A 26,358-nucleotide genomic window follows, 5' to 3' on the forward strand; every position below is an offset into this window, starting at 1 on the left:
TGGGCTCAGCTATTGCGTATAGATATGCAGCCGATCGAAAAGTCATTGACTCTCGATCGGCCGCTTTCCTATGCTCGCGCCCCATGGAGCTGACCCAGGAGAATCCATATCTTTCCGCCTATCTCGCGGCGGACGAGGCCATCGACCATACGCACCCCCTGGTCCGGGAGACCGCGGCGCGCTTGGCCAAGAACAGCGCCGATTCATACGTATACGCTCGCGCGGCCTACGCGTTCGTCCGCGACACCATCCCGCACTCCGCGGACGCCGGGGATCCGCGCGTGACGTGGCGCGCATCCGACGTCCTGGAGCGGCGCACCGGCATCTGTCACGCCAAGGCGCACGCGCTCGCCGCGCTGCTGCGTGCCGAGGACATCCCCACGGCCCTGTGCTACCAGCGGCTCCTTCATGACGACGGCAGCGGCTTCGTGCTGCACGGCCTCGTCGCCGTGCGCTTCGACGGGGCCTGGCACCGCCAGGACCCGCGCGGCAACAAGCCGGGCGTGGACGCGCGGTTCTCGCTCACGGGCGAGCGCCTCGCCTTCCCGGTGGACACGGCCGCCGGAGAGGTCGACTACCCAAGCCTGTACGCCGAGCCGAACCCGGAGCTGCTGGAGGTCATGAAGGCGGCCCCGGACCGGCCCCGCCTCTGGGAGCGGCTGCCGGAGAAGCTGCCGAAGACGCAGGGCTGAAACATCGGATGTAGCGGACGGACATGCGGCGCCTGTGCCTTCATGGGGGGCGTGTGCGAGACGGTCGGCGTCGAGTCATCCGACCTATTCCTGTCGGAGTGCTTGACGCGGCACGGCGCGGCCCCGATGCTGCGTACGCCGACCCGCCCTGTCCGCACCGCTGTTGGAGAGGCCCACGCCATGACCCCCATCTCACGGCGCGCCTTCGTCGCAGGCGCCTCCGGAGCCCTCGTCGCTGCGGGCTCGCCCGTCGCCTGGGCCGCACCCGCGGCGGCGCCCCGCGCGGACACGCATGGCGCGCTCCTGCGGGACGCCGCCCTGGTGTGGAAGCGGCTCCCGCGCGGCTGGCAGGAAGGGCCGTTCCTCGGCAACGGCTTCCTCGCCGCGCACGTGTACGCCGCGCCCGGCGAGGGCAACGCCCTGCGGTTCATGGTCAACCACTCACACGTACAGGACCAGCGCGGTCAGTGGGAGGCCGCGATCGGCTACTCCCGGCTCGGCGTCGGCTTCCTGACGCTCACCTTCGCCGGAACGGTCACCGGCGTCGACTGGCGCCTGGACCTGGACGACGCCGAGCTGGCCGGCACCGTCACCACCACCCGAGGCAGCGTCGCCTTCTCCGCCGTGGTCCTCAGCCACGAGGACGTGCTCCTGGTCTCGACGGCGCCGAGCGCGGGCGAGGAGGCCACCGCCTGGGGGTTCACCGCGCTGCCCTCGCGCACCACCCGCACCGTCAGGGTCCCGCCCGACTACAGCGCCAACCCCGACCCCGCCACCGGCCCCGGCCACGTCGAGCAGCCCCTGCACGCGGGCGGCGGCTACACCACGGCCTGGCGCGAGCGGCGCTCCGGCACCAGGCGCCTCCTCGCGGCCACCCTCGCGTACGGCCACCCGGACTCCACCGGCCGGGAGCGGGCGCTCCGCACGGTCGAGAAGGCGCTCGACGGCTCGGCCGAGGAGGCCGTGGCCCGCCACCGCCGCTGGTGGCGCGCCTTCCACCGGCGCAGCTTCGTCTCCGTGCCCGACAAGAAGCTCCAGCGCTTCTACTGGATCCAGCTGTACAAGCTGGCATGCGCGACCCGCGCCGAAGGCCCCGTCACCCCGGTCTTCGGCCCGTGGTTCCCGGAGACGGGCAACAACTGGACGAGCATCTGGTGGAACACGAACGTCCAGGTGACGTATCCGCTCGCCGACGGCTCCAACCACCGCGAACTCGACGCCGTCACACCGACGTTCGCCCGCGACCACGCGCACCTGGAGACCAACATCCGCCCGGAGCTGCGCGACGGCGAGACCTACGCGCTGTGCCACCCCGGCGACTGGCGCCTGCGCTCAGGGCCGCGCTACGTGGGCGTGCCCGGAGTGAGCCCCAACGACCACACGGGCAATCTCGTCTGGGCCTTGCACACCGCGTGGGTCAGCTACCGCCACCACATGGACGACGACGTCCTGCGGCACGTCATCCGCCCGGTCCTGGCCAAGGCGGTCCGCTACTACGCCCGCCACCTCACCGAGGGCTCCGACGGCAAGCTGCACCTGCCCGAGACCCGCTCGCCCGAGTACGCCAACGCCGCCGACTGCACCTACGACCTGTCACTGCTGCGGTGGGGCGTCACCACCCTGCTCGACTCCGCGCGGCGGCTGCGCCTGCGGGACCCCGACGAGCGGCGGTGGCGGGACATCCGCGACCGTCTCGTCCCGTACCACCGCGACGAGAACGGCGTCATGATCGGCGCCGGGGTCCCGCTCGCCGACTCGCACCGCCACTTCTCCCACCTGCTGTGGCTCCACCCGCTCCAGGAAGGGCTCGACCGGCGCAGCTTCGACCACTGGGCCGGCCGGCAGGACCGCTGGCACGGCTACAGCTACGCGGCGGCCGCCTCCATGGAGACGCTGTTCGGCGAGCCGGAGCGGGCCCTGCGCCAGCTGCGGTTCTTCGTGGACGGCAACGTGACCGACAACTGCGCGCTCACCCCCAACACCATGTACCGCGAAGGCTCCAACTTCGCCCTGGAGAGCCCCGTCGCGGCGGCCCGGTCCCTGCTCGACATGCTGACGCAGAGCCACGGGGGAGTGGTGCGGGTCTTCCCCGCCGTGCCCGGCGCCTGGCGGGACGCGGGCCTCCAACAGGTGCGTACGCAGGGCGCGTTCCTCGTCGACGCCTCGCGGCGCGCCGGGCGCACGGAGTGGGTGCGGGTGCGCAGCGAGGCCGGGGAGCCGCTGCGCCTGCGGCACGGCATCGCCGGGGAGATCGACGTACGCGACGAGCGGGGGCGGCGGCTGCCGCACCGGGGGAGCGACGTGATCGAGATCCCGCTGCGGCGCGGGCAGACGGCCCTGGTCACCCCGAAGGGCACCCGCCCCACGCCGGGGCCGCGGGACGTGCCCGGCAACGCGAGCGAACCGGCCTGGGGGCTGCCGTGAACCTGCCGGGGGCGTGGCGCAGGCCTGACCCGAAAAGGGAGTACAGCGCGATGCACTGCATGGTGCTCTATGCTGTACTTCCGCTGATGATGTCCGCGACCCAAGGCAGATCATGACGCTCACGCTCACCGTGTCCGACGACGTGCGGACGCTCACGCCCGGCTTCACCCACCTCGCCATCGAGGCGTACGACCTCGTGAACGGCCCCAGTACGGACGGCACCTCCGCCCTCCTCGACGACGCCGCGCGACGCCTCGCCGCGCGCCTCGACGGCCGCGCCCCGCACGAGGACCCGCACATGGTGGACTGGCGCGCCGCCTACACGGCCTTCGGCGCCAAGCCCTCGCGCACCCGCAACTCCGCCGAGGCGCTGGCCAAGCGGGCCCTGACCGACGCGGGCCTGCCCCGGATCAACGCGCTGGTCGACGTCTACAACGCGATCAGCGTGGCCCATCTGATCCCCGTCGGCGGCGAGGACCTGGACCACATCGTGGGCGGCATGCGGCTCGTCCGCGCCACCGGGGACGAGGACTTCGTCACCATGGCCGGAGGGGAGGAGGCCGTCGAGCGCCCCGAGGCCGGTGAGGTCGTCTGGCGCGACGACGAGGGCGTGACCTGCCGCCGCTGGAACTGGCGGCAGGGCCCGCGCACCCGCCTCACCGAGCGGACCGTCAACGCGGTCTTCCTGCTCGAAGGCATGGGCCCGCACGCGGGCCTCGACGCGGCGGGCGCGGAACTCGCCGAGCTTCTGGAGAAGTTCAGCCCCGGCTCGCGGATCGTCGTCCACGAACCGGCGGCCTAGGGCCTGGCCGGCGGAAGCGCCGTCAGTGGGCCTCGGCCGCGCGGACCTCCGCCGCGGTCGGGGCCGTGCCGCCCAGGTGGGCGGGGAGCCACCAGGTGTCGTCCGCGCCCTTGGGGCGGCCGGGATAGGCGCGCTGCGCGGCTTCGAGAAGCTCGTGGCAGCACTCGCGCAGGCGCCGCGTGATCGCGCCCGCGTACTGGTCCTTCGGCGCCTCCACGCGCTCGCCGACCCGGATCGTCACCGGCAGGTGCTGGCGCTTGAAATTGCGCGGGTGCCCCTTCGTCCAGATCCGCTGCGTGCCCCAGACCGCCATCGGGACCAGCGGGACGCCCGCCTCCTGGGCCAGGCGCGCGGCGCCCGTCTTGAAGGACTTCAGGGTGAACGACTGAGAGATCGTCGCCTCGGGGAAGACGCCGATGATCTCGCCCGAGCGCAGCGAGTCCAGGGCGTGGGCATACGCCTGGTCGCCCTGCTTGCGGTCCACGGGAATGTGCTTCATGCCGCGCATCAGCGGACCGGAGATCTTGTGGCGGAACACCGACTCCTTCGCCATGAAGCGCACCAGGCGCTTCTGCGGAAGTGCCGCCAGACCGCTGAAGATGAAGTCGAGATAACTGATGTGGTTGCTGACGAGGACCGCGCCACCCGTGCGGGGAATGTTCTCGGAACCCTTGCAGTCGATCTTCAGGTCCAGTGCCTTGAAGAAGGTCTTGGCGACGCCGACGATCGGTCGGTACACGAGTTCTGCCATGGGTGGGGAGGCCCTTCATCACTGCCAGAGGAGAGGGCCTTTGGCAGGAAACCAAGTTACGGATCCGTAGGTATACGGCTCCGCAGATCGTGCCCCAAGAACGAGCGACTGGCCAGCGTTAGTGCCCGTAGTGCGGGAGATTCTCGTCACGTCGGAATCTTTGCGCACGCGCGCGGCTTGTAGGGAAAGAGGTATGTGCGCCCCCGGCCGGGGGCGGGCCGGTGCCCCGGCGGGCGACGGAGAAGGGCGGGAGACACGGGTGACGGTGGTGCGCGGACGCGAGAGCGAACGGCTGCTCGGTGCGGCGGACCTGGGCGGGCCGCTCGGCGAGCGGGCCACGCTCGTGCAGTTCTCCAGTGCCTTCTGCCAGCCCTGCCGGGCAACCCGCAGGGTCCTTTCCGACGTCGCCGCGATGGTGCCCGGAGTGGCGCACGTGGAGATCGACGCCGAGGCCGCCCTGGACCTCGTCCGGGAACTGCGCGTCGAGAAGACGCCCACGGTGCTCGTCCTCGACCGCGCCGGGCGCGTGGTGCGGCGTGCCGCGGGGCAGCCGCGCAAGGCCGACGTCATCGCGGCGCTCGGCGCGGCCGTATGAGGCGGGGGCCACGACCTCGGAAGGAGGGGCCCGTGCTCCTGAGTGATCTTCGCCGCGCCCGCGAGGGCTTGACTGCACCGGCCAGCTGTCGACAGCCTGCTGCCATGCCACCGGAGCTCCTTCTCTACGAGCGCGTCCACGTGGACCTCGCCCGTCATGCCAGTGCGCGCTGTTGGTCCCGCTGAGCAGCCACGGACCCGCTCGTACCTCCTGAAGAAGGACAACTCCATGACGGCTTCACCCGACCTCGACATCCCCCAGCTCGCCGCGCCCGACCTGCTGCGCTCCGTCTTCCGGCGGCACGCGGCCGGGGTCGCGGTGATCACCGCGCGGGGCGCAGGTCCCGTCGGCTTCACCGCCACCTCGCTGACCTCGGTCTCCGCCGAGCCGCCCATGATCTCGTTCGGCATCGGTACGGGCGCCTCCAGCTGGCCCGCGATATCCCGGGCCGAGTACGTCGGCGTCCACGTCCTCGGCGAGCATCAGGAAGAGCTGGCCGCGACGTTCGCGCGCAGCGGCGCCGACCGGTTCGGCCCCGCCACGCGCTGGTCCGACGGACCGCACGGCGTACCCGTGCTCGACGGCGTCCTCGCGTGGCTGGTGTGCCGCGTCGTGGCGCGGGTGCCCGCGGGCGACCACCGGATCGTGCTCGCGGAGGCGGTCACCGGCGACCCCGCGGGGGCGGGCCGCCCGCTGCTGTACCACCAGGGGCGCTTCAACGCGCTGCGTGACTGAGAGTTCCCGGAAGCGCGTGGTGCGCGCGATTACGGAGCGTTGCGAAGGTCACAGTTCAAAGCGCTTGCTTAGCGGGAAAGCACTGGGTGTACTCATGAGTAATATTCCGGTTGGAGCGGGGGCCGCCCCGATCGGGATCCGCCGCTTCAGGCGCCTATGCTGCCTGCAAGAAGGCAGTAGCCGCAGCCAAGGCAGCAGCCCAGTAATGACGATGCAGTAGGAGAGCCGGCGTGAGCTTGAGGATCGTTGTCTGTGTGAAGTACGTGCCCGACGCCACCGGCGATCGGCACTTCGCCGAGGACCTGACCGTCGACCGTGACGACGTGGACGGCCTCCTCTCGGAACTCGACGAGTACGCGGTCGAGCAGGCCCTCCAGATCAAGGAGGCGGCGGACGACGAGGCCGAGATCACGGTCCTGACCGTCGGCCCCGAGGACGCCAAGGACGCGCTGCGCAAGGCCCTGTCCATGGGCGCCGACAAGGCCGTCCACGTCGAGGACGACGACCTGCACGGCACGGACGTGATGGGCACCTCGCTGGTCCTCGCCAAGGCCATCGAGAAGACGGGCTACGACCTCGTCATCGCCGGTATGGCCTCGACGGACGGCACCATGGGCGTGCTCCCGGCGATCCTCTCCGAGCGCCTGGGCGTCCCGCAGGTCACGCTGCTCTCCGAGGTCTCCGTCGACGGCGGCGTCGTGAAGGGCCGCCGTGACGGCGACACCGCGTCCGAGCAGCTGGAGGCGTCCCTGCCGGCCGTCGTGTCCGTCACGGACCAGTCGGGCGAGGCCCGCTACCCCTCCTTCAAGGGCATCATGGCGGCCAAGAAGAAGCCGGTGGAGTCCCTGGACCTGGACGACCTGGACATCGACGCCGAAGAGGTCGGCCTCGAAGGCGCCTGGACCAAGGTCGACTCCGCCGCCGAGCGTCCCGCGCGCACCGCGGGCACGATCGTCAAGGACGAGGGCGAGGGCGGCAAGCAGCTCGCCGAGTTCCTCGCGGGCCAGAAGTTCATCTGAGCTTCAGTCACTCCCTCAACCGCCCCAGCTTCTTCGTAATCGCAGGAGATTGAAGTCCCATGGCTGAAGTTCTCGTCTACGTCGACCACGTCGACGGAGCCGTCCGCAAGCCCACCCTCGAGCTGCTGACCCTGGCCCGCCGCATCGGCGAGCCCGTCGCCGTCGCGCTCGGCGCCGGCGCCGAGGCCACCGCCGCCACGCTCGCCGAGCACGGCGCGGTCAAGGTCCTCACGGCCGACGCCCCCGAGTTCGCCGACTACCTCGTCGTGCCGAAGGTGGACGCGCTCCAGGCCGCGTACGACGCCGTGTCCCCGGCCGCGGTGCTCGTGCCGTCGTCCGCCGAGGGCAAGGAGATCGCGGCCCGCCTCGCGGTCCGCGTCAAGTCCGGCATCATCACCGACGCCGTCGACCTGGAGGCGGGCGACGAGGGCCCGGTGGCCACGCAGTCCGTGTTCGCGGCCGCGTTCACCACCAAGTCCCGCATCACCCACGGCACGCCGGTCATCACCGTCAAGCCGAACTCGGCGCCGGTGGAGGCCGCCCCGGCCGCGGGCACCGTCGAGGCCCTGTCCGTCACCTTCTCCGACCAGGCCACCGGCACCAAGGTCACCGCGCGCACCCCGCGCGAGTCGACGGGCCGCCCCGAGCTGACCGAGGCCGCGATCGTGGTCTCCGGCGGCCGCGGTGTCAACGGCGCCGAGAACTTCGCGATCATCGAGGCGCTCGCCGACTCGCTCGGCGCGGCTGTCGGCGCCTCGCGCGCCGCCGTCGACGCCGGCTGGTACCCGCACTCCAACCAGGTCGGCCAGACCGGCAAGTCCGTCTCGCCGCAGCTGTACATCGCCTCCGGCATCTCCGGCGCGATCCAGCACCGCGCGGGCATGCAGACGTCGAAGACCATCGTCGCCGTCAACAAGGACGCCGAGGCCCCGATCTTCGACCTCGTGGACTACGGCGTGGTCGGCGACCTCTTCGAGGTCGTCCCGCAGCTCACCGAAGAGGTCAAGTCCCGCAAGGGCTGAGCTGTTCGAAGGGCACGAGGCCCCCGGTTCCGCCGCGCGCGGGGCCGGGGGCCTCGTGCGTCACAGCGTCAGGCTCGCCTGCACCGGCAGGTGGTCGCTCGGGAACTGCCCGTCCAGGGAGAAGGTGTTGATGGCCGCCGCGTGCACCCGCGCGGCCGGTGTCGCCAGAATCCAGTCGATGCGGTCGCCGTCCGGCACGAGCGGCTTGTAGCCGTGGAACGTCGCGTACGGCTTGCTGCGTTCGGCGGCGGCGTCCCAGGTGTCGACGAGCCCCGCCTCGAGCAGCGTGTCGTAGACCGGGTTCTTGTGGGCCGCGACGTTGAAGTCGCCGGTGACGACCTTCGGCAGGGTGCGGTCGAGGGCGGAGAGGCGGTCGGAGATCAGACGCGCGGCCCGCGTGCGCGCGTACTGACTGTGGTTGTCCAGATGGGTGTTGAGGACGTACAGCTCGCGCTCCGTGCGCCGGTCGAGGAAGCGGACCCAGGTGACCATGCGGATGGAGCCGCCGCCCCAGCTGTTGGAGCCGACCACGTCCGGGGTGTCCGAGAGCCAGAAGTGGTCGTACTCGACGGGCGTCAGCCTGCGCGTGTCGTAGTAGACGGTCATGAACTCGTCGCGGCTGCCGCCCGCGCGGCCCGTGCCGATCCAGGCGTAGTGCGGGCCCAGGTCCTCGGCGATGTCCCGGACCTGCTGGTAGAGGCCCTCCTGGGTGCCGATGACGTGGGGCCGCGCGCGGCGCAGCAGCTCCCGGGTCACGGGGCGGCGCTCCGGCCAGGAGTTCGGCGGTGTGGGGCTCGCGTAGCGCAGGTTGAAGCTCATGACCTCCAGGCGGCGGCCCGGGCGCTCCACGGCGTGCGCGGGCGCGGCGGCGAGCGCCGTGGCGAGCAGGGGGACCGTGACGGCCGTCGCGGTGGCCACGGCCGTACGCAGGCCGGAGCGGCGGGTCACAGGTGTGTCGGTCGGCACGCGTTCTCCTTCGATCGGTCGCGGTGCGGCGCAGTGGGGCAGGGCGCGGACCCGGGCAGGGTGGAAGGGCCCACCGGAGTGTGGAAGCACCATCTGAGACAGGCGTGAACGGCCGGGGTCCGGTACGCGAGAAGGTGTTGACCAGGGGGAAGGTACACGGATAACTTCGCCATACGGATACCTGATTCCGTTAAGCGGAATAGTGGACAGGCGGTTCGCCGGCGTCCCCGCCATGGAACACCGTGAGCGCGGAACGCCGCACTATCAAGGTGGAGGGTGCACGGATGGGTCAGCAGGAAAAGGTGACGACGAGTCTCGCGGGCGCCGTGAGCGAGCGCGTCAGCGCCTCGCTCACGCCGGTGGACGAGGAGCTCGAGCGCCGCTACCCCGGAGACCCCGGCACCCGCCAGCCCGTCCACACCGTGTACGTGCCCGGCGAGCTGTTCGCCGCCGACACGATCCGCACCTGGGGGGACCGGGCACTCGCCGCCCTCGACGAGCACGCGCCGGACGCCGGCGCCTTCGCCGCCGTCCTCGGCCTCGCCGACGACCTCGCCGAGCCGGTCTACGCGCGCGTGCGGGCCAAGCTGGAGCGCGAGCCCGTGGAAGACATCCGGGTCGACTTCGAGGACGGCTACGGCGGGCGCACGGACGCCGACGAGGACACCCACGCGGCGCGCGCGGCCCGGCTGATCGCCGAGACGTACGCGCACGGCGCCCCGGGGCACACCGCCCCGTACATGGGCATCCGCATGAAGTGCATGGAAGCCGCCGTACGGGACCGCGGCATCCGCACCCTCGACGTCTTCCTCTCCGGCCTCATGGAGGCGGGCGGCCTGCCCGACGGACTCGTCCTGACGCTGCCCAAGGTGACGTATCCGCAGCAGGTCACCGCGATGGTGCGGCTCCTGGAGGAGTTCGAGAAGGCCCGCGGCCTCACCCCCGGCCGGATCGGCTTCGAGATCCAGATCGAGACCAGCCAGTCGATCCTCGCCGCCGACGGCACCGCGGCCGTCGCCCGCATGATCGACGCAGCCGAGGGCCGCGCCACCGGCCTGCACTACGGCACCTTCGACTACAGCGCCTGCCTCGGCGTGTCGGCCGCGTACCAGGCGAGCGACCACCCGGCCGCCGACCACGCCAAGGCGATCATGCAGGTCGCGGCGGCGGGTACGGGCGTACGCGTGTCCGACGGCTCCACGAACGTCCTGCCCGTCGGTCCCACGGCGAAGGTCCACGACGCCTGGCGCCTGCACTACGGCCTCACCCGGCGCGCCCTGGCCCGCGCCTACTACCAGGGCTGGGACATGCACCCCGGCCACATCCCGACCCGCTACGCCGCCGTGTTCGCGTTCTACCGCGAGGGCTTCGAGCAGGCCGCCGCCCGCCTGGCCGCGTACGCCAACCGGACCACGGGCGACATCGCGGACGAGCCCGCCACCGCCAAGGCCCTCGCCGGGTACCTGCTGCGCGGCCTGGACTGCGGCGCCCTCGACACCGCTGAGGTCACCCGGCTCACCGGACTCACCCTGGCCGGGCTCCAGACGTACGCGGGGCCGCGCCGGGGCGACCTCACGCCGTCGGCCAAGTAGCGCCCGCCCCGCTCAGTCCGCGGGCGCCAGCTCTCCCGACCCCCGGGTGATCAGGCGCGTCGGCAGCTCCACCCGCTCCGGCGGCCCCGCCGCGCCGTCCAGCTGCCGGAAGAGGCGCTCCGCCGCCGTGCGGCCGAGCTGGGCCGCGTCCTGGGCGACCACGGTGACACCCGGCCGGAGCAGGTCGGCCAGCTCGATGTCGTCGAAGCCGACCAGGGCCACGGGGCGGGACAGGCCCGCCAGGACGCGGACGACGGTGACCGTCACGCGGTTGTTGCCCGCGAAGACCGCGGTGACCGGGGCCGGGCCCGCCAGCATCGTCTCGGCGGCCCGGGCCACGCGCTCGGGGTGGGTGAGGCCGAGGGACACCCAGGACTCGTCGACCTCGATGCCAGCCTCCGCCATCGCCGCGCGGTAGCCCCGCAGGCGCTCTATGGCGGTGTGGATGCGCGGCTGGTCACCGATGAAGCCGATGCGGCGGTGACCGTGCGCGATGAGGTGCGCGACGCCGTCACGCGCCCCGCCGAAGCTGTCGGAGAGCACCACGTCCGCGTCGATACGCCCCGGCGGCCGGTCCACGAACACCGTGGCGACACCCGCGGCGATCTCCGGCTCCAGATAGCGGTGGTCGTCGCCCGCGGGGATCACCACGAGGCCGTCGACGCGCCGCGCGCACAGCGCGAGCACCAACTCCTGCTCGCGGTCCGGGTCCTCGGCGCTCGAACCGTTGATGAGCAGCGCCCCGTGCGCCCGCGCCACCTCCTCCACGGCACGGCTCAGCGGGCCGTAGAACGGGTCGGCCAGGTCCTCCAGGACGAGCCCGATGCTGGCCGTGCGGCCCTTGCGCAGCACCCGCGCGCTGTCGTTGCGCCTAAAGCCGAGGGCGTCGATGGCCTCCTGGACGCGCCGCTCGGTGTCGGGCGTGACCCCCGGCTCGCCGTTCACGACGCGGGAGACCGTCTTGAGGCCCACGCCCGCACGGGCGGCGACGTCCTTCATGGTCGGCCGGTTGCCGTAGCGGCTCCTGGGGTCCGCGGGGTCCGAACTGCCGTCGGGGCGGCGGCGGGAGACGGGGGTGCGGGCGGTCTCTGCCACGGTGCGCTGTCCTGTCTGTCGTCCACTACGGGGCTGTTCTGTCGTCCCCTACGGGGCTGTGCCGCGCGGGTCGCGGACCCAGTGTGCGTAACGGAGGCCGGTTCGCGTGCGGAAGTTCGGGTTTCCACGGTGTGCGGGGCTCATCTGACGTCCACTATGTATACGGGGGGTGGGATGTCCGGTGTTTACCCGGGGGTAGCGTCCGGCGCCGCCGTGGCCGGGGCCCCGATTCCGGCGGTGGGCGGGCGAGCCCACCGTGTGGCATCGGGCATAGCACCTGGACAACGTTGTCAGAAGCGCGAGAGACTGTCCCCCCGCACTCTCCGGCCTGCCCTTTCACCAGGAGATCTGACAGTGATGCCCACGGACCTCGTCGCCGCACTCGACATCGGCGGCACCAAGATCGCCGGAGCCCTGGTGGACGGCCGCGGCCGGATCCTGCTGCGCACCCAGCGGCCGACGCCCGCGCGCGAGGACGGGGACACCGTGATGGGGGCGGTCGAGGGCGTGCTCGGCGAGCTGGCGGCCGGGGAGCCGTGGGCCCAGGTGCGCGCCGTCGGCATCGGCAGCGCGGGCCCCGTGGACGCGTCGGCGGGCACGGTCAGCCCCGTCAACGTGCCCGGCTGGCGCGGCTACCCCCTGGTCGAGCGCGTGCGCGCCGCCACCCACGGCCTGCCCGTGGAGCTGGTGGGCGACGGCGTGGCGATGACGGCCGCCGAGCACTGGCTCGGCGCCGCCCAGGGCCACGACAACGCCCTGTGCATGGTGGTGTCCACCGGCGTCGGCGGCGGCCTGATCCTGGGCGGCTCGCTCCACCCCGGCCCCACGGGCAACGCGGGCCACATCGGCCACATCTGTGTCGACCTGGACGGCGACCCGTGTCCCTGCGGCGCCCGCGGCTGCGTCGAGCGGATCGCGAGCGGCCCGAACATCGCCCGGCGCGCCCTGGAGGCGGGCTGGCGGCCGGGCCCGGACGGCGACACATCGGCGGCGGCCGTGGCCGTGGCGGCCCGCGCGGGCGACCTGGTCGCCACGGCGTCCTTCGACCGGGCCGCCCAGGCGCTCGCGGCCGGCATCGCCGCCACCGCCACGCTCGTCGAGATCGACATCGCGGTGATCGGCGGGGGCGTGGCGATGGCGGGCGACGTCCTGTTCGCACCGCTGCGCCGCGCCCTGCGGGACTACGCCGCGCTGTCCTTCGTACGCCAACTGACGGTCGCCCCGGCCCTGATGGGCACGGACGCGGGCCTGGTGGGCGCCGCTGCGGCCGCGCTGCGGGCCTTCCCCGATCCGGCGGTGCCGCGGCTGCGGTCCACCGTCAACGGCTGAGCGGGCCCGCGGCTCCGGTGCGGCGCCACCGGGGAGTGGCGCCCGTCGGGTCGCTCAGCAGCTGAGCACCGGCTCCGCCCAGTCCGCGTGGTCGGAGTCGATGCCGTCGCCGCCGTCGGTGACGACGAGGCGCACCACCTCGGCGCCGCTGACGTCGGCGGAGAGGGTCTGGGCGGGCATCTGGTTCGTGAGGACGCCGGTCGACGCGGCCTTCTCGCCGTCGGCCCAGACCTCGAAGGCGACGGTGCCCTTGAGGAGCTTCTCGTCGTCGACGCCGACCCGCGCGGTCAGCCGTTCGCAGGCGCCGCCCGCGTAGTAGGCGACGTCGCTCTCCGCGTGGACGCCGAGGCCCTTGGCGTACACCGTGCCGTCGATGGTGAGCGGACTGCCGTCGCCCGCCCCGCTCTCGCCGTTGCTGGTGTCCTTCTCCACGGGGCCCCAGCCGTTGGTGGTGGAGATCCAGGGCAGGTCGCTCAGGGCGGAGCGGCCCGCGGGCGGCGCGAGGACCACCCGGGCCGTCAGGGGCAGCGCGCTCTCGACCTGACGGCCGCCCGGGCCGCGATAGGTCGCCTTGAGGTCGAGGGCGTACGCGCCGGTGGGCGTGCCCGGGGGTGGTGTCACGGTCCAGGAGGTGGTGAGGGCCTTGCCGGTGGGCAGGGCGGCCGTGTTCGTGGGTGCCGTGGCCTTGACCTGCCAGCCGGCGGGGCCGGTGAGGCGCGTGCTGACCTGGCGCGCGGGGGTGCGGCCGAGGTTGGTGACGCGGGTGGTGACCTTTTCGGGCCTGCCGCCTCGGCCAACGTGTCGCCGTCGAGGCCGAGTTCGACGGCCGGGGGCTTGTCGTTCCAGGCGCCGTCGGCGGCGACGCGGACCAGGACGGTGCCGTGCGCGGGCACGGTCGCGGAGATGGTGCCCGCGGTGTGGAAGCTCTCGTGCTTCCACAGGTCGCGCAGCGTGTAGCCGGGGGCCTGCGGCAGGCCGACGGCCTGCGCGGTCGTGGCGATGCGCTGCGGGCTGCCCGTCTCGTTGAAGAGCGCGACCGCGCGGCTGCCGTCCCTCATCTCCTTGGCGACGACCCACCGCCCGCCGGTGGACGAGACGACGGTGCCCTGCTTGCCGAGCGGGTCCTGGTCGACCGCGATGACTTCCTTGTTGCCGAGGATGTCGAAGGTCTGGGGCGAGACCTTGCGCAGGTCGGAGCCGATGAGCAGGGGTGCGGCCATGATCGACCACAGGGAGAAGTGCGTGCGGTACTCGGTGTCGGTCATGCCGCCGTTGCCGACTTCGAGCATGTCCGGGTCGTTCCAGTGGCCGGGGCCCGCGTAGCGCGCGAGCGGCAGGTTCCGCTTCATGATGGCGAGCATCGAGCCCCAGTTGTCGCTGATGTCGCCGGTCGTGCGCCACAGGTGGCCGACGTCGGACGCCCACTCCCAGGGCTTGTTCTCGCCCCACTCGCAGATGCTGTAGACGATGGGGCGCCCCGTGCTCCGTGCCGCGGCCTTGAGGGCGTCGCGCATGGCGGTGTACCGCTTCTTGGCGTCCACGCCCTGGTTGTTGCAGTTGTCGTACTTGAGGTAGTCGACGCCCCACTCCGCGAACTGCTGCGCGTCGCTGCGCTCGTGGCCGAGTGCCCCGGGGAAGCCCGCCTGGTTGCAGGTCTTGGTGCCCGCGCTGGTGTAGATGCCGAGCTTGAGGCCCTTGCCGTGCACGTAGTCGGCGACGGCCTTGATGCCGCCCGGGAACCGCTTGGGGTCGGGCACGAGCTTGCCGTTCGCGTCGCGCTGCGGCAGGGCCCAGCAGTCGTCGAGGTTGACGTACTGGTAGCCCGCGTCCTTGAGGCCCTTCGAGACGAAGATGTCGGCGATCCCCTTGACCATCGCCTCGTCGAACTCGGCGCGGCAGTGGGTGGCGTTCCAGTTGTTGAAGCCCATCGGCGGGGTCAGCGCGAGGCCGTCGGGGAGCCGGGGCCCGTCGACGGCCGGGGACCGGGAGCCCTCCGTGTTCCGTGCCTCGCCCGCCGCGGCGGGCGAGGCGAGCCCCGCCGCGCAGAGCAGTGCCGCGGTGAGGGATCCGACCACTCTTCGGCGGGATGTGCGGGTGAGAAGGTGACGCATCGTTACGTTCCTCCGTACTCGCGGAAGATGGGATGTCTCCGTGTACGTGTCACGTGTGCGCGCTTACGGTAGAGCGTGTTTAAGTCTGTTGGAAGAGGAGGGGTAACGGTTCGAACATCCGGTGTCAGAACCCTTGACGGCGGTAAGTCTTGGGAGTGAGATCCAATCCTCGCGTTCGGTTGTGTTGGGTTGCACCCCGAGGAGGGGGACATGACACCGTCAGATCTCGCCGGGCCCCACGGTCCGACCGTCCCGCGGAATGCGCAGGGACATCCGATGTCCCGCCGGAACCTCCTGCGCGGCACGGCCCTCGGCGCCGGCGCGGTCACGCTCCCGGCCCTGCTCACCGCCTGCGGCGACGGGCCCGGCGGCGACAAGAACGAGGTGACGGTGGGCTCCAACGCCTCGGACGCCGTGCCCAAGAAAGCGTTCGCGCGGGCCTTCGCGGCGTACGAGAAGGAGAGCGGCAAACGCGTCAAGGTCAACACCACGGAGCACAACGAATTCCAGCAGAACATCACGCGCTATCTGCAAGGGTCGCCTGACAACGTGTTCATGTGGTTCGCCGGATACCGCATGCAGTACTTCGCCGAGAAGGGCCTGCTCGTCGAGATCAGCGACGTGTGGAAGGGCTTCCAGGGCTTCTCGCGGGCCCTGAAGGAGCAGTCCACGCACGAAGGGAAGCAGTACTTCGTGCCGTACTACTACTACCCGTGGGCGGTCTTCCACCGGAAGAGCCTCTTCGACGAGCGGGGATACGCACCGGCACGGAACTGGGACCAGTTCATCGCGCTCGCCAAGAAGATGCACAAGGACGGCACTCCCGTCGCCTTCTGCGACAAGGACGGCTGGCCCGCGATGGGCACCTTCGACTACATCAACCTGCGGCTCAACGGATACGACTTCCACAAGAGCCTGATGGCGGGCGAGCAGGCGTGGACCGACCGGAAGGTCAAGAAGGTCTTCGACCTGTGGCGCGAACTCATGCCGTATTACCAGAAGGGCGCCCTCGGCCGGACCTGGGAGGAGGCCGGGCAGGGCCTCCAGCGCCGCAGGACCGGCATGGCCGTGTTCGGTATGCCGCATCCCGGCAGCCAGTTCCCCGAGAGCGAGCGCGACGACATCGACTTCTTCCCGTTCCCCGAGATCGACCCGCGGCACGGCCAGGACGCCGTCGAGGCGCCCATCGACGGATTCCTCATCCCGAAGAAGTCGAGGAACGTGGAAGGCGCCAAGGACTTCATGAAGTGGCTCGGCACGGCGGAGGCCGAGGACGCCTACCTCAAGGGCGATCCGAACAACGTCGCGGTCAACGAGGACGCGGAAACCAGCAAGTACACCCCGCTGCAGAAGAAATCCGCCGCACTGGTCGCCGAGGCCGAGCAGATCTCCCAGTTCCTGGACCGCGACACCCGGCCCGATTTCGCCCAGACCGTCATGATCAAGGCGTTGCAGGACTTCATCGACGACCCCAAGGACGTCGACGGCCTCTGCAACCGGATCGAACGGCAGAAGAAGGACATCTTCTCCATGTCCGCGAGCTGAATCAGGGGAGCGCACTCCGTGCCGCAGAACACCGCGCGGCGCGCCGGACGGCGTACGACACGGCGCTTCACGCGCCGCGACACCGCCGTTCTCGGCGCGCTCTTGGGGCTCACCGTCCTGCTGGACGTCGTCATCGTCTGGGGCCCCGCCCTCGCCTCCGTCGGCCTGTCCTTCACGTCCTGGGACGGCATCGGGGACATCCACTGGGTGGGCGCCGACAACTACGAGAACCTCGTCCAGGACTATCCCGCGTTCTGGCCCGCCGTCCGCCACAACCTGCTGTGGATCGCCTTCCTCGGGCTCGTCGCGACCCCCTTCGGGCTCTTCCTCGCGGTCCTCATCGACCGGGGCGTCCGCTTCAGCCGCTTCTACCAGTCCGTGCTCTACATGCCGGTCGTGCTCTCGCTCGCCGTCGTCGGCTTCATGGCGCAGCTGCTCCTCGGCACCGACCAGGGCGTCGTCAACACCCTCCTCGGCGACGAGCGGGACCCCGTCGACTGGCTCGGCGACTCCGACCTCAACCTGTGGATGATGATGCTCGCCGCGAGCTGGCGGCACACCGGCTACGTGATGATCCTGTACCTCGCCGGGCTGAAGTCCGTCGACCCCGAGCTGAAGGAGGCCGCGGCGATCGACGGGGCGAACGAACGCCAGACGTTCTTCCGCGTCACCTTCCCCACCCTGCGCCCCGTCCACGTCATCGTGGGCGTCATCACAGTCATCGAAGCGCTGCGCGCCTTCGACATCGTGTACGCGGTGAACAAGGGCCGCAACGGCCTCGAACTGCTCTCCGTCCTCATCACCGACAACATCATCGGCGAGGCCAGCCGCATCGGCTTCGGCTCGGCCATCGCGGTCGTGCTGCTCGGCGTCTCGCTGGGCTTCGTCGTGACGTTCCTGGTCCAGGAGCTGAGAGGAGCGCGCGAGAAATGACCGCGGACCTGAAGTCCTCGACGCGGGCCGACGAGGTGACACCGGCTCTCCGGGGCGCCGCCCCGCACCGCCGCCCGCGCCGGGGCCGCTACGGCGTCCACCTCTTCCTGGCCGCGGTGTGCCTGGCGTTCCTCGCCCCGCTGCTGCTCGCCGTCTACGCCAGCCTGCGCCCGTACGAGGAGACCGCCCGGGACGGCTACTTCTCCTGGCCGGACACGCTGTCCTTCTCCTACTACCGCGAGGCCTACACCGCCTCCGGCATGGGCAAGTACTTCACCAACACGCTGATCATCGCCGTGCCCGCGGTGATCGTCACGCTGTTCCTCGCGGCCTTCGTCGCCTTCGCGGTCTCCCGTCTGAACATCCGCGGGGGCCTCGCCCTCCTCATGTTCTTCACGGCGGGCAATCTGCTGCCTCCGCAGGTCCTGGTGACCCCGCTCTACGTCCTCTTCCTGAACGTCGACCTGCCCTGGTGGATGTCCGACTCGATGACCCTGTACGACTCCTACTGGGCGGTCATCCTCGTCAACATCGGCTTCCAGGTGGGCTTCTGCGTCTTCGTCCTCTCCCAGTTCATGCGCACCCTGCCCAAGGAGATCCTGGAGGCCGCGGTCGTCGACGGGGCCGGGGTGTGGACCCAGTTCTGGCGCATCACGCTCCCGCTGTGCCGCCCGGCCCTCGCGGCCCTCGCCACCCTCGAATTCACCTGGATCTACAACGACTTCCTCTGGGCCCTCATCTTCATCTCCAGCCCCGACAAGCTCCCCATCACCTCGTCCCTGAACAACCTCCGCGGCCAGTTCTTCACCGACTACAACTTGCTCGCGGCAGGCTCGGTCCTGGTGGCCCTCCCCACGCTCCTGGTGTTCCTGCTGCTGCAACGCCACTTCATCGCGGGGTTGACGTTGGGGTCCAGTAAGGGGTGAGCCGGCGCTTCAGGTCCCCTCGGACAGCCGGGCGCTGTTTTCGCGGCGGTCGAGGAGGGGCTCTGCGGGCGGCTTTCGGGGGGCACGGCTCCAGCGTCAGCTCGCGGCTGCTGTGGGGCGGGGCCCGGGGAGATTCAGTCCGGACGAGGTGGCCGCTTCCCCCTGGAACCACGCGCGCCCACGGCTTCACCGACTACAACTTGTTCGCGGCGGGCCCGGCCGTGGTGGCCCTCCCGACGCTCCTGGTGTTCCTGCTGCTGCAACGTCACTTCATCGCGGGGTTGACGTTGGGGTCCAGTAAGGGGTGAGCCGGCGGTCCGCGTCGGGCGGTGGGGTAGCCCCGAGGGTGACCGGTGTGTGCCGGGCGGGGTCAGGGCTCCGGGGGCGGCTCGGTCCTGGTGGGGGGCGCCGTCCAGAGCCGGGCCGCGACCGCGTCCACCTCGGCCTGCGGCAGGCCCGCCTTGACCGTGATCACGCCCTTCGTCCCGTCAGGGAACGTCGCCTCCCGCATCTCCACGCCCAACCGGCCAGGCACAGGCTCTTCAGCCATGACATCCCTCTCGACGACTGGACCTCCACGACTACCACGAGGATCCCGCCGGGCTGAGGAGGAGTTCCCCCGGGCGTGGCGGGCCCGCGGTGCCCGTCAGGGCGTGTGCGATGCCTGCTTGAAGACCTCGTAGACGGAGAAGTAGTTGCCGGCGCCGTGGCCCAGGGCGATCGCGCGTTCGGCCACCTCGTGCATGAGGCGGGGGAGTTCGGAGTGCACGCCCTGCTCCTCGGCGGCGCGCGCGATGTGCTCCAGGGCGTTCAGGTTCATCTCCAACGTGCCGAGCGTGCCCGGGTAGTCGCCCTCGTCCAGCTCCGCCGCCCGTGGCGCGAGGGACGCCGGGCTGAGGACCGCGGGCATGAACCAGTCGAGCGCGAGCTTCGAGAAGTCGGCCGCGGTCACCCCGGCGGAGCCGACCAGGGCGGAGGCCTGGAGGAAGCCGCCCAGGGTCGCGTACATCATGTGCAGCAGAGCCGTGTTGTACAGCACGGCCAGAGTCGGGTCCGTGCCGAGGAAGCGCGGGTCGCCCAGGCTCGCGAGCGTCGCCCGGTGCTCGTCGAGGACGGCGCGGTCGCCGCTGTAGAGGAACACCGCGTCGGGCCGCCCGACCAGCGGCGGCGGCACCATGATGGTGCCGTCCAGGTAGCGCGCGCCGAGACCGTCCGCCCAGGCGACGGCGGCGCGGACCTCCCGCGGCGTACCGGAGTTGAGGTTCACCAGGGCCCGGCCCCGCAGGGCGTGCCCGGCCGGGCCGAACACCTCGTACATCGTGTCGTAGGTGTTGAGGCATACGAGCGTGACGGGGCTCGCGGACACCGCGTCCGTGATGCTCCCGGCGAGCCGTGCGCCCTGGGCGACGAGGCCGGCGGCCCGCTCCGGAGTGCGGTTCCAGACGGTCGTGGGATGCCCCTCGGCCAGGAGGACCTCGGCGAGGACCAGGCCCATGGGGCCGAGGCCGACGACGGAGACGGGGGCCGGGGCGGTCGTCGTACCTGCTGATGCGTCGTGGTTCGTCATGCGGCCTAGACTGCTCTCTCACATCGATGTGAGAGTCAACGGGACGTGGCGGTGATCACATGCGCATGGGCGAGTTCGCCCGGCGGACCGGCGTCAGCCAGCGGCTGTTGCGCTACTACGAGGAGCAAGGGCTGCTCGCTCCCGCGCGGCGCCCCAGCGGATACCGCGAGTACACGGAGGAGGACGTGGTCACGGTGCGCGGCATCCGCGTCCTGCTGGCCGCGGGCCTCAACACCGCCACCATCGCGGAGCTGCTGCCCTGCATGATCGACGACGGCGGCACCCTCGCCCCCGCCTGCTCCGGCATGCTGCCGGACCTCACGAAGGAGCGCGACCGCATCGACGAGGCCGTGGCCGGCCTCCTCGCCGCCCGCGCCCGCCTCGACGAGATCATCGACGCGACGGTGCCGGGCGCGCTGACCGACCCGGACGCCTGCTACGCGAGCGCCGCGCCGGGAACGGTGTGACACGTGCGCCCACAGGGGTGCCAGGTGCCCGGGGGCGGCGAATCGCGGGTGGGGCGGGGATATGCCACGGTGGAGACACGACTCCGGCTCAGGCACAGGCCCCGACCAGCAGGGAGAGGAGCACGCATGTCCTCGAAGCGACGCCGTAAGAAGAAGGCCCGCCGCAAGCACGCGGCCAACCACGGGAAGCGTCCGCAGTCCTGACCCGGGCCCCGGCCGTGGCGGCTCCAGGTCGCCACGGCCGGACCGGTTTCTAGGGATCGTGTTCCGGCTGCCCCAGCGCCTCCCGCACCGAGGCCACCGGCGCGAGGACCACCCGCAGGCCGGTGATGCCCATGACGCGCAGCGCCATCGGGTCGCGGCACACCACCCGCAGCTCGGCGCCCCTCGACGCGAGGCGGCGCCGTGCCCGCATGAGCAGGGCGAGGCCGGAGCAGTCGATGAACGTCGCGTGGGTCAGGTCGATGACAACGGTCTCGGCGGAGCCCGCGGTGACCGGGTCGAGCACGGGCGCCGCCCGCTGGAAGCCCACGAGGTCGACCTCGCCGCGCAGTTCCACCACGACGCTGCCCTCGGACTCGTACACCCGAGGTGGTAAGGCCGGAATCTCGCACGCGAATTCGCGCAGTTCGTCCTGATGCACTAGTCCCCCCAGGGCGGGCCCCGGCCGGTCCGACGGGCCGGGGCGCATGCGGTGAAGCAACCGGAATGAGGAGGTCACCAGGGGCCGGGGTGCCTGGCGGATCACGCTAGCGGGCGGGGACCCGCCCCGCAGTGCGGGAACGATTCGTGGGGTGGCGGTGCCACTCGATGGGGCGAAGTTGTCGCGAGAGACTTGACATGATCTGGCGGCTTTTGGTCTGGCGGTGGCGGCCCTCATCAGGTGCTGGTTTCCGTGGCACCGTGTTGCGGGCAAGCCACTTGGGGCCAACAGAAGAGGGGGAAACGTGATCGTCTGGATCAATGGGGCGTTCGGTGCGGGAAAGACATCCGCCGCACGGGAACTGATCGAGCTGATCCCGAACAGCGCGCTCTTCGACCCTGAGGTCATCGGCGGCGCCCTGCCGCACCTGCTGCCCGCCAAGCGACTCGCCGAGGTGAGCGACTTCCAGGACCTGCCGATCTGGCGCCGCCTCGTGGTGGACACGGCGGCCGGGCTGCTCGCGGAGCTGGGCGGGGTCCTCGTGGTGCCGATGACGCTCCTGCGCCAGGAGTACCGGGACGAGATATTCGGCGGCCTCGCCTCACGGCGGATACCGATACGGCACGTACTGCTCGCTCCGGACGAAACGATCCTGCGCAAACGCATAGCCGGACGCGAAGTCCCCCCGGATATACCCGATGGCGAACTACGCATTCGCCAATGGTCGTTCGACCACATCGAGCCCTTCCACGCCGCGCTCGCCGCCTGGCTGCGGGCGGACGCCCACCGCGTGGACACCAGCGCCCTCACCCCGTACGAGACGGCCGAGCACATCGCCGAGGCGGTGCGCACCGGAGCCGTTCCCGCCTGCGAGATCGTGCAGACCCCCAAGCCCACCGCCGAGACCCTGGCCGCGGGCGTGCTGCTCTTCGACGAGCGGGGCCGGGTGCTGCTCGTCGACCCCACGTACAAGGCGGGCTGGGAGTTCCCCGGCGGGGTCGTCGAGCGCGGCGAGGCGCCCGCCCGCGCCGGCGTGCGCGAGGTCGCGGAGGAGACCGGCATCCGGCTCACCGGGACTCCCCGGCTCCTCGTCGCCGACTGGGAGCCGCCGCTGCCGCCCGGCTACGGCGGGATGCGCTTCCTCTTCGACGGCGGCACCCTCCACCGCGCCGACATCCAGCGGCTGCTCCTGCCCGGCTCCGAACTGCGCGACTGGCGCTTCGTCACCGAGGAGGAGGCCGCCCGGCTCCTTCCGCCGGTGCGGTACGAGCGGCTGCGCTGGGCCCTGCGCGCGCGGGAGCGCGGCCACCCGCTGTACCTGGAGGCGGGACAGCCGGTGGGCGACTGAGCCCGCGGGCGGCGCCGCCCGGGACGTCCGGCGACGCGAGACCCCCCGCCCTGGTCGGCCTGAACCGCCGTGAGCGGTACGGCCACGCCATCGCGACCGGGCAGCGGCCCCAGCCGGTGTCAGGCCCCGGCATAACGTGCCGCCGCCGCCCGCAGCACCGCCGACGCGTCCGCGCGGACCGGATCGCCGTGACCGAAACACGCCATGTCCGAGTCGAGCGCGGCGAGCCGGTGGAAGGAGGCGACGGCCCGCCCCGCGTCCTGGTTGAAGACGCCGAGGACGACACCTGTCCCGGGGCTGCTCGCGACGGCGTCTCCCGTGAACAGGACGCCGTGCTCCGGCAGGTGCAGGCCGATGCTGCCTTCGGTGTGCCCCGGCGCGCCGACCACGCGGGCGCCGCCGCCGAAGGGCAGGACGTCACCGTCCACCACCTCCCGCAGCTCGGCGGCGTACACCCGCCGCTCGGTCGGCTTCGGCACGCTCTTCGACACCTCCTCGAAGATCGGCACCTCCCAGTCCTCCAGGACCGGCGCCGGGCCCGGGACCGCCCCGCGCACCATGGGCGCGTCCAGGTGGTGCGCGAACACCGTGGCCCCGGTGAGGGCCGCGAACTCGCCCGCGCCGCCCGCGTGGTCGCCGTGGAAGTGCGTCAGGACGACGCGCCGTACGTCGCGGGGGCGCAGCCCGAGGCCCGCGATCGCCTCCGCGACGGCCGCTCCCGAACCGGGGGCACCCGCGTCCACGAGGGTCAGCTCGTCGCCGTCGCGCCACAGGTAGGCCTGACCGACGGGGAAGCGGAAGAGGTGGAGCCGGGGCCGGAGTTCGATGATCTCGATCGGGTTCATGCGGTGACCGTAGGGACGGCCCGCCCCGCGGAGCGAGTGCTCTTCGCCGGGGGCGTACGGGTTCTGCTCCCGGCAGAGCGCCCCGTGGAGGGAGCCGGGCCCGGGACTGCGGCGGCGCGGCCCCGGGCCCGGCGAGGGGTCAGGCCCCGGTCGCGTACCGCTGGAGGAACAGGGCCTCGGCGACCGACATGCGCTCCAGCTCGTCCGGCGACACGCTCTCGTTCACGGCGTGGATCTGCGCCTCGGGCTCGCTCAGGCCGATCAGGAGGATCTCCGCCTCCGGGTACAGCCCGCCCAGCGTGTTGCACAGCGGGATCGAGCCGCCCATGCCGGACGCCTGCATCTCCTGGCCGTCGTACGCCTCGCTCAGGGCGGCCCCCATGGCCTCGTACGCGGGGCTCGTGACGTCCGCGCGGAAGGCCTGGCCCTGGCCGACCTGCTCCGTGCGCACCCGGGCGCCCCACGGGGTGTGCGCCTCCAGGTGGGCGCGCAGCAGTTTGGTGGCCTCCGCGGCGTCCACGCCCGGCGGCACCCGCAGGCTGATCAGCGCCCGCGCGCCCGCGTGCACGGACGGGGTCGCGCCGACGACGGGCGGGCAGTCGATGCCGAGCACGGTGACGGCCGGACGCGCCCAGATGCGGTCGGCGACCGTGCCCTCGCCGATCAGGCCCACCCCGTCGAGGACCTTCGCGTCCCGGCGGAAGTCGTCCTCCGCGTACTGGAGGCCCTCCCAGACACCGGCGTTGTCGAGGCCGTCGACGGTCGTCGAGCCGTCGTCGGCGCGCAGCGAGTCCAGGACGCGCACCAGCGCCGCGAGCGCGTCGGGGGCGGCGCCGCCGAACTGCCCGGAGTGGAGGTTGCCTTCGAGGGTGTCGATCTCCACGCGTACGAGGGTCATGCCGCGCAGGGTCGCGGTGACCGTCGGCAGGCCGGCGCGGAAGTTGCCCGCGTCGCCGATCACGATGGTGTCGGCGCGCAGCAGGTCGGGGTGCGCCTCGGCGTAGCGCTCCAGGCCGCCCGTGCCCTGCTCCTCCGAGCCCTCCGCGATGAACTTCACGTGCGCGGGGATGCCGCCGTTGGCCTTCAGGGCGCGCAGCGCGAGCAGGTGCATGATCACGCCGCCCTTGCAGTCGGCGCTGCCGCGGCCGTACCACCGGCCGTCGCGCTCGGTCAGCTCGAAGGGGGGCGTGGCCCAGCCGGCCTCGTCGAGCGGGGGCTGCACGTCGTAGTGCGCGTACAGGAGGACCGTCGGGGCGCCCGCGGGGCCCGGCAGGTAGCCGTACACCGACTGCGTGCCGTCCGGGGTGTCAAGGAGCGCGACGTCCTCGAAGCCCTCCGCGCGCAGCGCGTCGGCCACCCAGTTCGCGGCGGCCTCGCTCTCGCTCCTCGGATACTGCTCGAAGTCCGCCACCGACTTGAAGGCCACCAGCTCGGTCAGCTCCGCCTTCGCCCGCGGCATGAGCGAAGCGACGGTCTCGGCGATCGGATTCGACGGCATGGGCACGCTCCTCGTAGGTGCGACGTTGTCCCTGGGGGACGGGTGACGCGGTTCGCGGTGATCACAGGTGCGCGCCGCGCGCGTGGCCGGTGGGCACGGGTGCGTGCGGTGTGCACGTTGCTGATCCTCCCACAGGAGGGTCGCGCGGGCGTGCGCCGTAGGATGCCTCCCAGAGTGCAAGGACAGCGCGGCCAAGACGGGGATCGGGAGCGGAAGACCAACGTGAGCAGCGAGAAGTCAGCGGACGACCCGCGGCAGGTGTGGGACGTCGTCGTGGTCGGCGCGGGCCCCGCGGGAGCCTCCGCGGCCTATGCGGCGGCCGTCGCGGGACGCAGCGTCCTGGTCCTGGAGAAGGCCGAACTGCCGCGGTACAAGACGTGCGGCGGAGGCATCATCGGCCCCTCGCGGGACGCCCTGCCCCCGGGCTTCGACCTGCCTCTGCGGGACCGTGTGCACGCGGTCACGTTCACCCTGGACGGCAAGTTCTCCCGCACCCGCCGCTCCCGGAAGACGCTCTTCGGGCTCATCAACCGGCCGGAGTTCGACCAGCGGCTCGTGGAGCACGCGCAGAAGGCGGGCGCCGAGGTGCGCACCGGCGTCACCGTGGCCCGCGTCGAGCAGCACGGCCCGGCCGTGCCGGACCGGCGCACGGTCGCGGTCGTCCTCCAGGGCGGCGAGACGGTCCTGGCCCGCGCGGTCGTGGGCGCCGACGGCAGCGCGAGCCGCATAGGAGCACACGTCGGGGTGAAGCTGGACCAGGTGGACCTCGGCCTGGAGGCGGAGATCCCCGTGCCCGCGACGGTCGCCGAGGACTGGGCGGGCCGGGTGCTCATCGACTGGGGCCCGATGCCGGGCAGTTACGGCTGGGTGTTCCCCAAGGGCGACACGCTGACGGTCGGCGTGATCTCCGCGCGCGGCGAAGGCGCCGCGACGAAGCGGTATTTGGAGGACTTCATCGCCCGGCTCGGCCTCTCGGGCTTCGAGCCGAGCATCTCCTCCGGCCACCTCACGCGCTGCCGCAGCGACGACTCGCCGCTCTCCCGCGGCCGGGTCCTGGTGTGCGGCGACGCGGCCGGCCTGCTCGAGCCGTGGACCCGCGAGGGCATCTCGTTCGCGCTGCGCTCGGGCCGCCTCGCGGGGGAGTGGGCGGTGCGCGTCGCGGAGGCGCACGACGCGGTGGACGCCCGCCGCCAGGCGCTGAACTACGCGTTCGCCGTCAAGGCCGGCCTCGGCGTGGAGATGAGCGTCGGCCGGCGCCTGCTCGCGATCTTCGAGCGGCGCCCCGGCCTGTTCCACACCGCGCTCACGAGCTTCCGCCCGGCGTGGAACGCGTTCACGAAGATCACCAGCGGCTCCACCACGCTCGCCGAGATCGTGCGCACGCACCCGATGGCAGGACGCGCGCTCAGCAAGCTCAACCGCTAGCCACGAGGCGCCGTCGGAGCGGGCGGGC

The 26,358-nt window shown here is 71.9% G+C and carries 24 protein-coding genes and 2 pseudogenes; 17 read left to right on the forward strand and 9 right to left on the reverse strand.

Annotation, left to right across the window (positions count from 1 at the left end; genetic code table 11):
* Nucleotides 1-83 precede the first annotated feature (83 nt).
* The 3 genes from AC07GB_RS25600 to AC07GB_RS25610 all read left to right on the forward strand — a co-directional run bounded on the left by AC07GB_RS25600 (nucleotide 84) and on the right by AC07GB_RS25610 (nucleotide 3,918).
* The gene (locus AC07GB_RS25600) at nucleotides 84-692 is read left to right on the forward strand and encodes a transglutaminase domain-containing protein (RefSeq protein WP_478849256.1); all 609 of its coding nucleotides are present in this window, start codon (nucleotides 84-86) and stop codon (nucleotides 690-692) included.
* A gap of 180 nt (nucleotides 693-872) precedes the next feature.
* Complete coding sequence (locus AC07GB_RS25605) at nucleotides 873-3,116, forward strand: glycosyl hydrolase family 95 catalytic domain-containing protein (protein WP_478849258.1); 2,244 nt, start codon at nucleotides 873-875, stop codon at nucleotides 3,114-3,116.
* A 112-nt stretch (nucleotides 3,117-3,228) separates the two neighbouring features.
* On the forward strand, nucleotides 3,229-3,918 hold the full coding sequence (locus tag AC07GB_RS25610) for a B3/B4 domain-containing protein (RefSeq protein ID WP_478849260.1): 690 nt from the start codon (nucleotides 3,229-3,231) through the stop codon (nucleotides 3,916-3,918).
* Between the two features lie 22 nt (nucleotides 3,919-3,940).
* Here the strand turns inward: AC07GB_RS25610 and AC07GB_RS25615 are convergent, their stop codons facing one another.
* Nucleotides 3,941-4,669: a lysophospholipid acyltransferase family protein gene (locus tag AC07GB_RS25615; RefSeq protein WP_478849262.1), complete on the reverse strand. Its 729-nt coding sequence runs from the start codon at nucleotides 4,667-4,669 to the stop codon at nucleotides 3,941-3,943.
* A 259-nt stretch (nucleotides 4,670-4,928) separates the two neighbouring features.
* Between AC07GB_RS25615 and AC07GB_RS25620 the strand changes: the two genes are divergently transcribed.
* The 4 genes from AC07GB_RS25620 to AC07GB_RS25635 all read left to right on the forward strand — a co-directional run bounded on the left by AC07GB_RS25620 (nucleotide 4,929) and on the right by AC07GB_RS25635 (nucleotide 8,040).
* Entirely contained in the window at nucleotides 4,929-5,264 is a 336-nt protein-coding gene (locus AC07GB_RS25620) for a thioredoxin family protein (protein ID WP_478849264.1), read from the forward strand.
* Between the two features lie 228 nt (nucleotides 5,265-5,492).
* Nucleotides 5,493-5,999 (forward strand): flavin reductase family protein, encoded by a 507-nt coding sequence (locus tag AC07GB_RS25625; protein WP_478849266.1) that lies wholly within the window; start codon nucleotides 5,493-5,495, stop codon nucleotides 5,997-5,999.
* Between the two features lie 230 nt (nucleotides 6,000-6,229).
* Nucleotides 6,230-7,018, forward strand: coding sequence for an electron transfer flavoprotein subunit beta/FixA family protein (locus AC07GB_RS25630; protein WP_478849268.1), 789 nt, complete (start codon nucleotides 6,230-6,232; stop codon nucleotides 7,016-7,018).
* Nucleotides 7,019-7,077: 59 nt separating this feature from the next.
* On the forward strand, nucleotides 7,078-8,040 hold the full coding sequence (locus AC07GB_RS25635) for an electron transfer flavoprotein subunit alpha/FixB family protein (RefSeq protein WP_478849269.1): 963 nt from the start codon (nucleotides 7,078-7,080) through the stop codon (nucleotides 8,038-8,040).
* A gap of 60 nt (nucleotides 8,041-8,100) precedes the next feature.
* On the opposite strand, the gene AC07GB_RS25640 is transcribed toward AC07GB_RS25635, so the two are convergent.
* The gene (locus tag AC07GB_RS25640; protein WP_478849271.1) at nucleotides 8,101-9,006 is read right to left on the reverse strand and encodes an endonuclease/exonuclease/phosphatase family protein; all 906 of its coding nucleotides are present in this window, start codon (nucleotides 9,004-9,006) and stop codon (nucleotides 8,101-8,103) included.
* Nucleotides 9,007-9,290: 284 nt separating this feature from the next.
* Between AC07GB_RS25640 and AC07GB_RS25645 the strand changes: the two genes are divergently transcribed.
* Nucleotides 9,291-10,598 carry a DUF6986 family protein gene (locus AC07GB_RS25645; protein WP_478849273.1) on the forward strand — a complete coding sequence of 436 codons (1,308 nt, stop codon included), beginning with the start codon at nucleotides 9,291-9,293 and terminating at the stop codon, nucleotides 10,596-10,598.
* A gap of 12 nt (nucleotides 10,599-10,610) precedes the next feature.
* Here AC07GB_RS25645 and AC07GB_RS25650 read toward each other — a convergent pair whose 3' ends face one another.
* Nucleotides 10,611-11,597, reverse strand: coding sequence for a LacI family DNA-binding transcriptional regulator (locus AC07GB_RS25650; RefSeq protein ID WP_478849386.1), 987 nt, complete (start codon nucleotides 11,595-11,597; stop codon nucleotides 10,611-10,613).
* 453 nt (nucleotides 11,598-12,050) lie between these two features.
* On the opposite strand from AC07GB_RS25650, the gene AC07GB_RS25655 reads away from it, so the two are divergent.
* Nucleotides 12,051-13,022, forward strand: coding sequence for an ROK family protein (locus AC07GB_RS25655; RefSeq protein ID WP_478849275.1), 972 nt, complete (start codon nucleotides 12,051-12,053; stop codon nucleotides 13,020-13,022).
* Between the two features lie 54 nt (nucleotides 13,023-13,076).
* On the opposite strand, the pseudogene AC07GB_RS25660 reads toward AC07GB_RS25655, so the two are convergent.
* Nucleotides 13,077-15,133: pseudogene (locus tag AC07GB_RS25660) on the reverse strand (NPCBM/NEW2 domain-containing protein).
* A 276-nt stretch (nucleotides 15,134-15,409) separates the two neighbouring features.
* Here AC07GB_RS25660 and AC07GB_RS25665 point away from each other — a divergent pair.
* The 4 genes and pseudogenes from AC07GB_RS25665 to AC07GB_RS25680 form a co-directional block, all read left to right on the forward strand.
* A complete protein-coding gene (locus AC07GB_RS25665) occupies nucleotides 15,410-16,678 on the forward strand; it encodes an ABC transporter substrate-binding protein (protein ID WP_478849277.1) in 1,269 nt (422 codons plus the stop codon).
* Nucleotides 16,679-16,696: 18 nt separating this feature from the next.
* The gene (locus tag AC07GB_RS25670) at nucleotides 16,697-17,611 is read left to right on the forward strand and encodes a carbohydrate ABC transporter permease (protein WP_478849279.1); all 915 of its coding nucleotides are present in this window, start codon (nucleotides 16,697-16,699) and stop codon (nucleotides 17,609-17,611) included.
* A complete protein-coding gene (locus tag AC07GB_RS25675; RefSeq protein WP_478849281.1) occupies nucleotides 17,608-18,537 on the forward strand; it encodes a carbohydrate ABC transporter permease in 930 nt (309 codons plus the stop codon). The genes AC07GB_RS25670 and AC07GB_RS25675 overlap by 4 nt, the downstream gene beginning before the upstream one ends.
* Nucleotides 18,538-18,710: 173 nt before the next feature.
* A pseudogene (locus tag AC07GB_RS25680) lies at nucleotides 18,711-18,845 on the forward strand (carbohydrate ABC transporter permease); the annotation flags it as partial.
* A 62-nt stretch (nucleotides 18,846-18,907) separates the two neighbouring features.
* Here the strand turns inward: AC07GB_RS25680 and AC07GB_RS25685 are convergent.
* Together AC07GB_RS25685 and AC07GB_RS25690 are read right to left on the reverse strand one after the other, a co-directional pair.
* Nucleotides 18,908-19,087: a hypothetical protein gene (locus AC07GB_RS25685; protein ID WP_478849283.1), complete on the reverse strand. Its 180-nt coding sequence runs from the start codon at nucleotides 19,085-19,087 to the stop codon at nucleotides 18,908-18,910.
* Between the two features lie 96 nt (nucleotides 19,088-19,183).
* Nucleotides 19,184-20,104, reverse strand: a complete 921-nt coding sequence (locus AC07GB_RS25690; RefSeq protein WP_478849285.1) for an NAD(P)-dependent oxidoreductase — start codon at nucleotides 20,102-20,104, stop codon at nucleotides 19,184-19,186.
* Nucleotides 20,105-20,163: 59 nt separating this feature from the next.
* On the opposite strand from AC07GB_RS25690, the gene AC07GB_RS25695 reads away from it, so the two are divergent.
* Nucleotides 20,164-20,571: a MerR family transcriptional regulator gene (locus AC07GB_RS25695; protein WP_478849287.1), complete on the forward strand. Its 408-nt coding sequence runs from the start codon at nucleotides 20,164-20,166 to the stop codon at nucleotides 20,569-20,571.
* A 126-nt stretch (nucleotides 20,572-20,697) separates the two neighbouring features.
* Nucleotides 20,698-20,775, forward strand: coding sequence for a 50S ribosomal protein bL37 (locus AC07GB_RS25700; RefSeq protein ID WP_375256634.1), 78 nt, complete (start codon nucleotides 20,698-20,700; stop codon nucleotides 20,773-20,775).
* 49 nt (nucleotides 20,776-20,824) lie between these two features.
* Here AC07GB_RS25700 and AC07GB_RS25705 read toward each other — a convergent pair whose 3' ends face one another.
* Nucleotides 20,825-21,157 (reverse strand): STAS domain-containing protein, encoded by a 333-nt coding sequence (locus tag AC07GB_RS25705; protein WP_478849289.1) that lies wholly within the window; start codon nucleotides 21,155-21,157, stop codon nucleotides 20,825-20,827.
* Between the two features lie 361 nt (nucleotides 21,158-21,518).
* Between AC07GB_RS25705 and AC07GB_RS25710 the strand changes: the two genes are divergently transcribed.
* Complete coding sequence (locus AC07GB_RS25710) at nucleotides 21,519-22,562, forward strand: NUDIX hydrolase (protein WP_478849291.1); 1,044 nt, start codon at nucleotides 21,519-21,521, stop codon at nucleotides 22,560-22,562.
* Between the two features lie 119 nt (nucleotides 22,563-22,681).
* Here the strand turns inward: AC07GB_RS25710 and AC07GB_RS25715 are convergent, their stop codons facing one another.
* Nucleotides 22,682-23,398, reverse strand: a complete 717-nt coding sequence (locus tag AC07GB_RS25715) for an MBL fold metallo-hydrolase (RefSeq protein ID WP_478849388.1) — start codon at nucleotides 23,396-23,398, stop codon at nucleotides 22,682-22,684.
* 148 nt (nucleotides 23,399-23,546) lie between these two features.
* Nucleotides 23,547-24,905 carry a M20/M25/M40 family metallo-hydrolase gene (locus AC07GB_RS25720; protein WP_478849293.1) on the reverse strand — a complete coding sequence of 453 codons (1,359 nt, stop codon included), beginning with the start codon at nucleotides 24,903-24,905 and terminating at the stop codon, nucleotides 23,547-23,549.
* Between the two features lie 222 nt (nucleotides 24,906-25,127).
* Here AC07GB_RS25720 and AC07GB_RS25725 point away from each other — a divergent pair, with 222 nt between their 5' ends.
* Nucleotides 25,128-26,330, forward strand: coding sequence for a geranylgeranyl reductase family protein (locus AC07GB_RS25725; RefSeq protein ID WP_478849295.1), 1,203 nt, complete (start codon nucleotides 25,128-25,130; stop codon nucleotides 26,328-26,330).
* The last annotated feature ends 28 nt before the right edge of the window (nucleotides 26,331-26,358 follow it).

Source organism: Streptomyces sp. NPDC045778 (assembly GCF_056431945.1).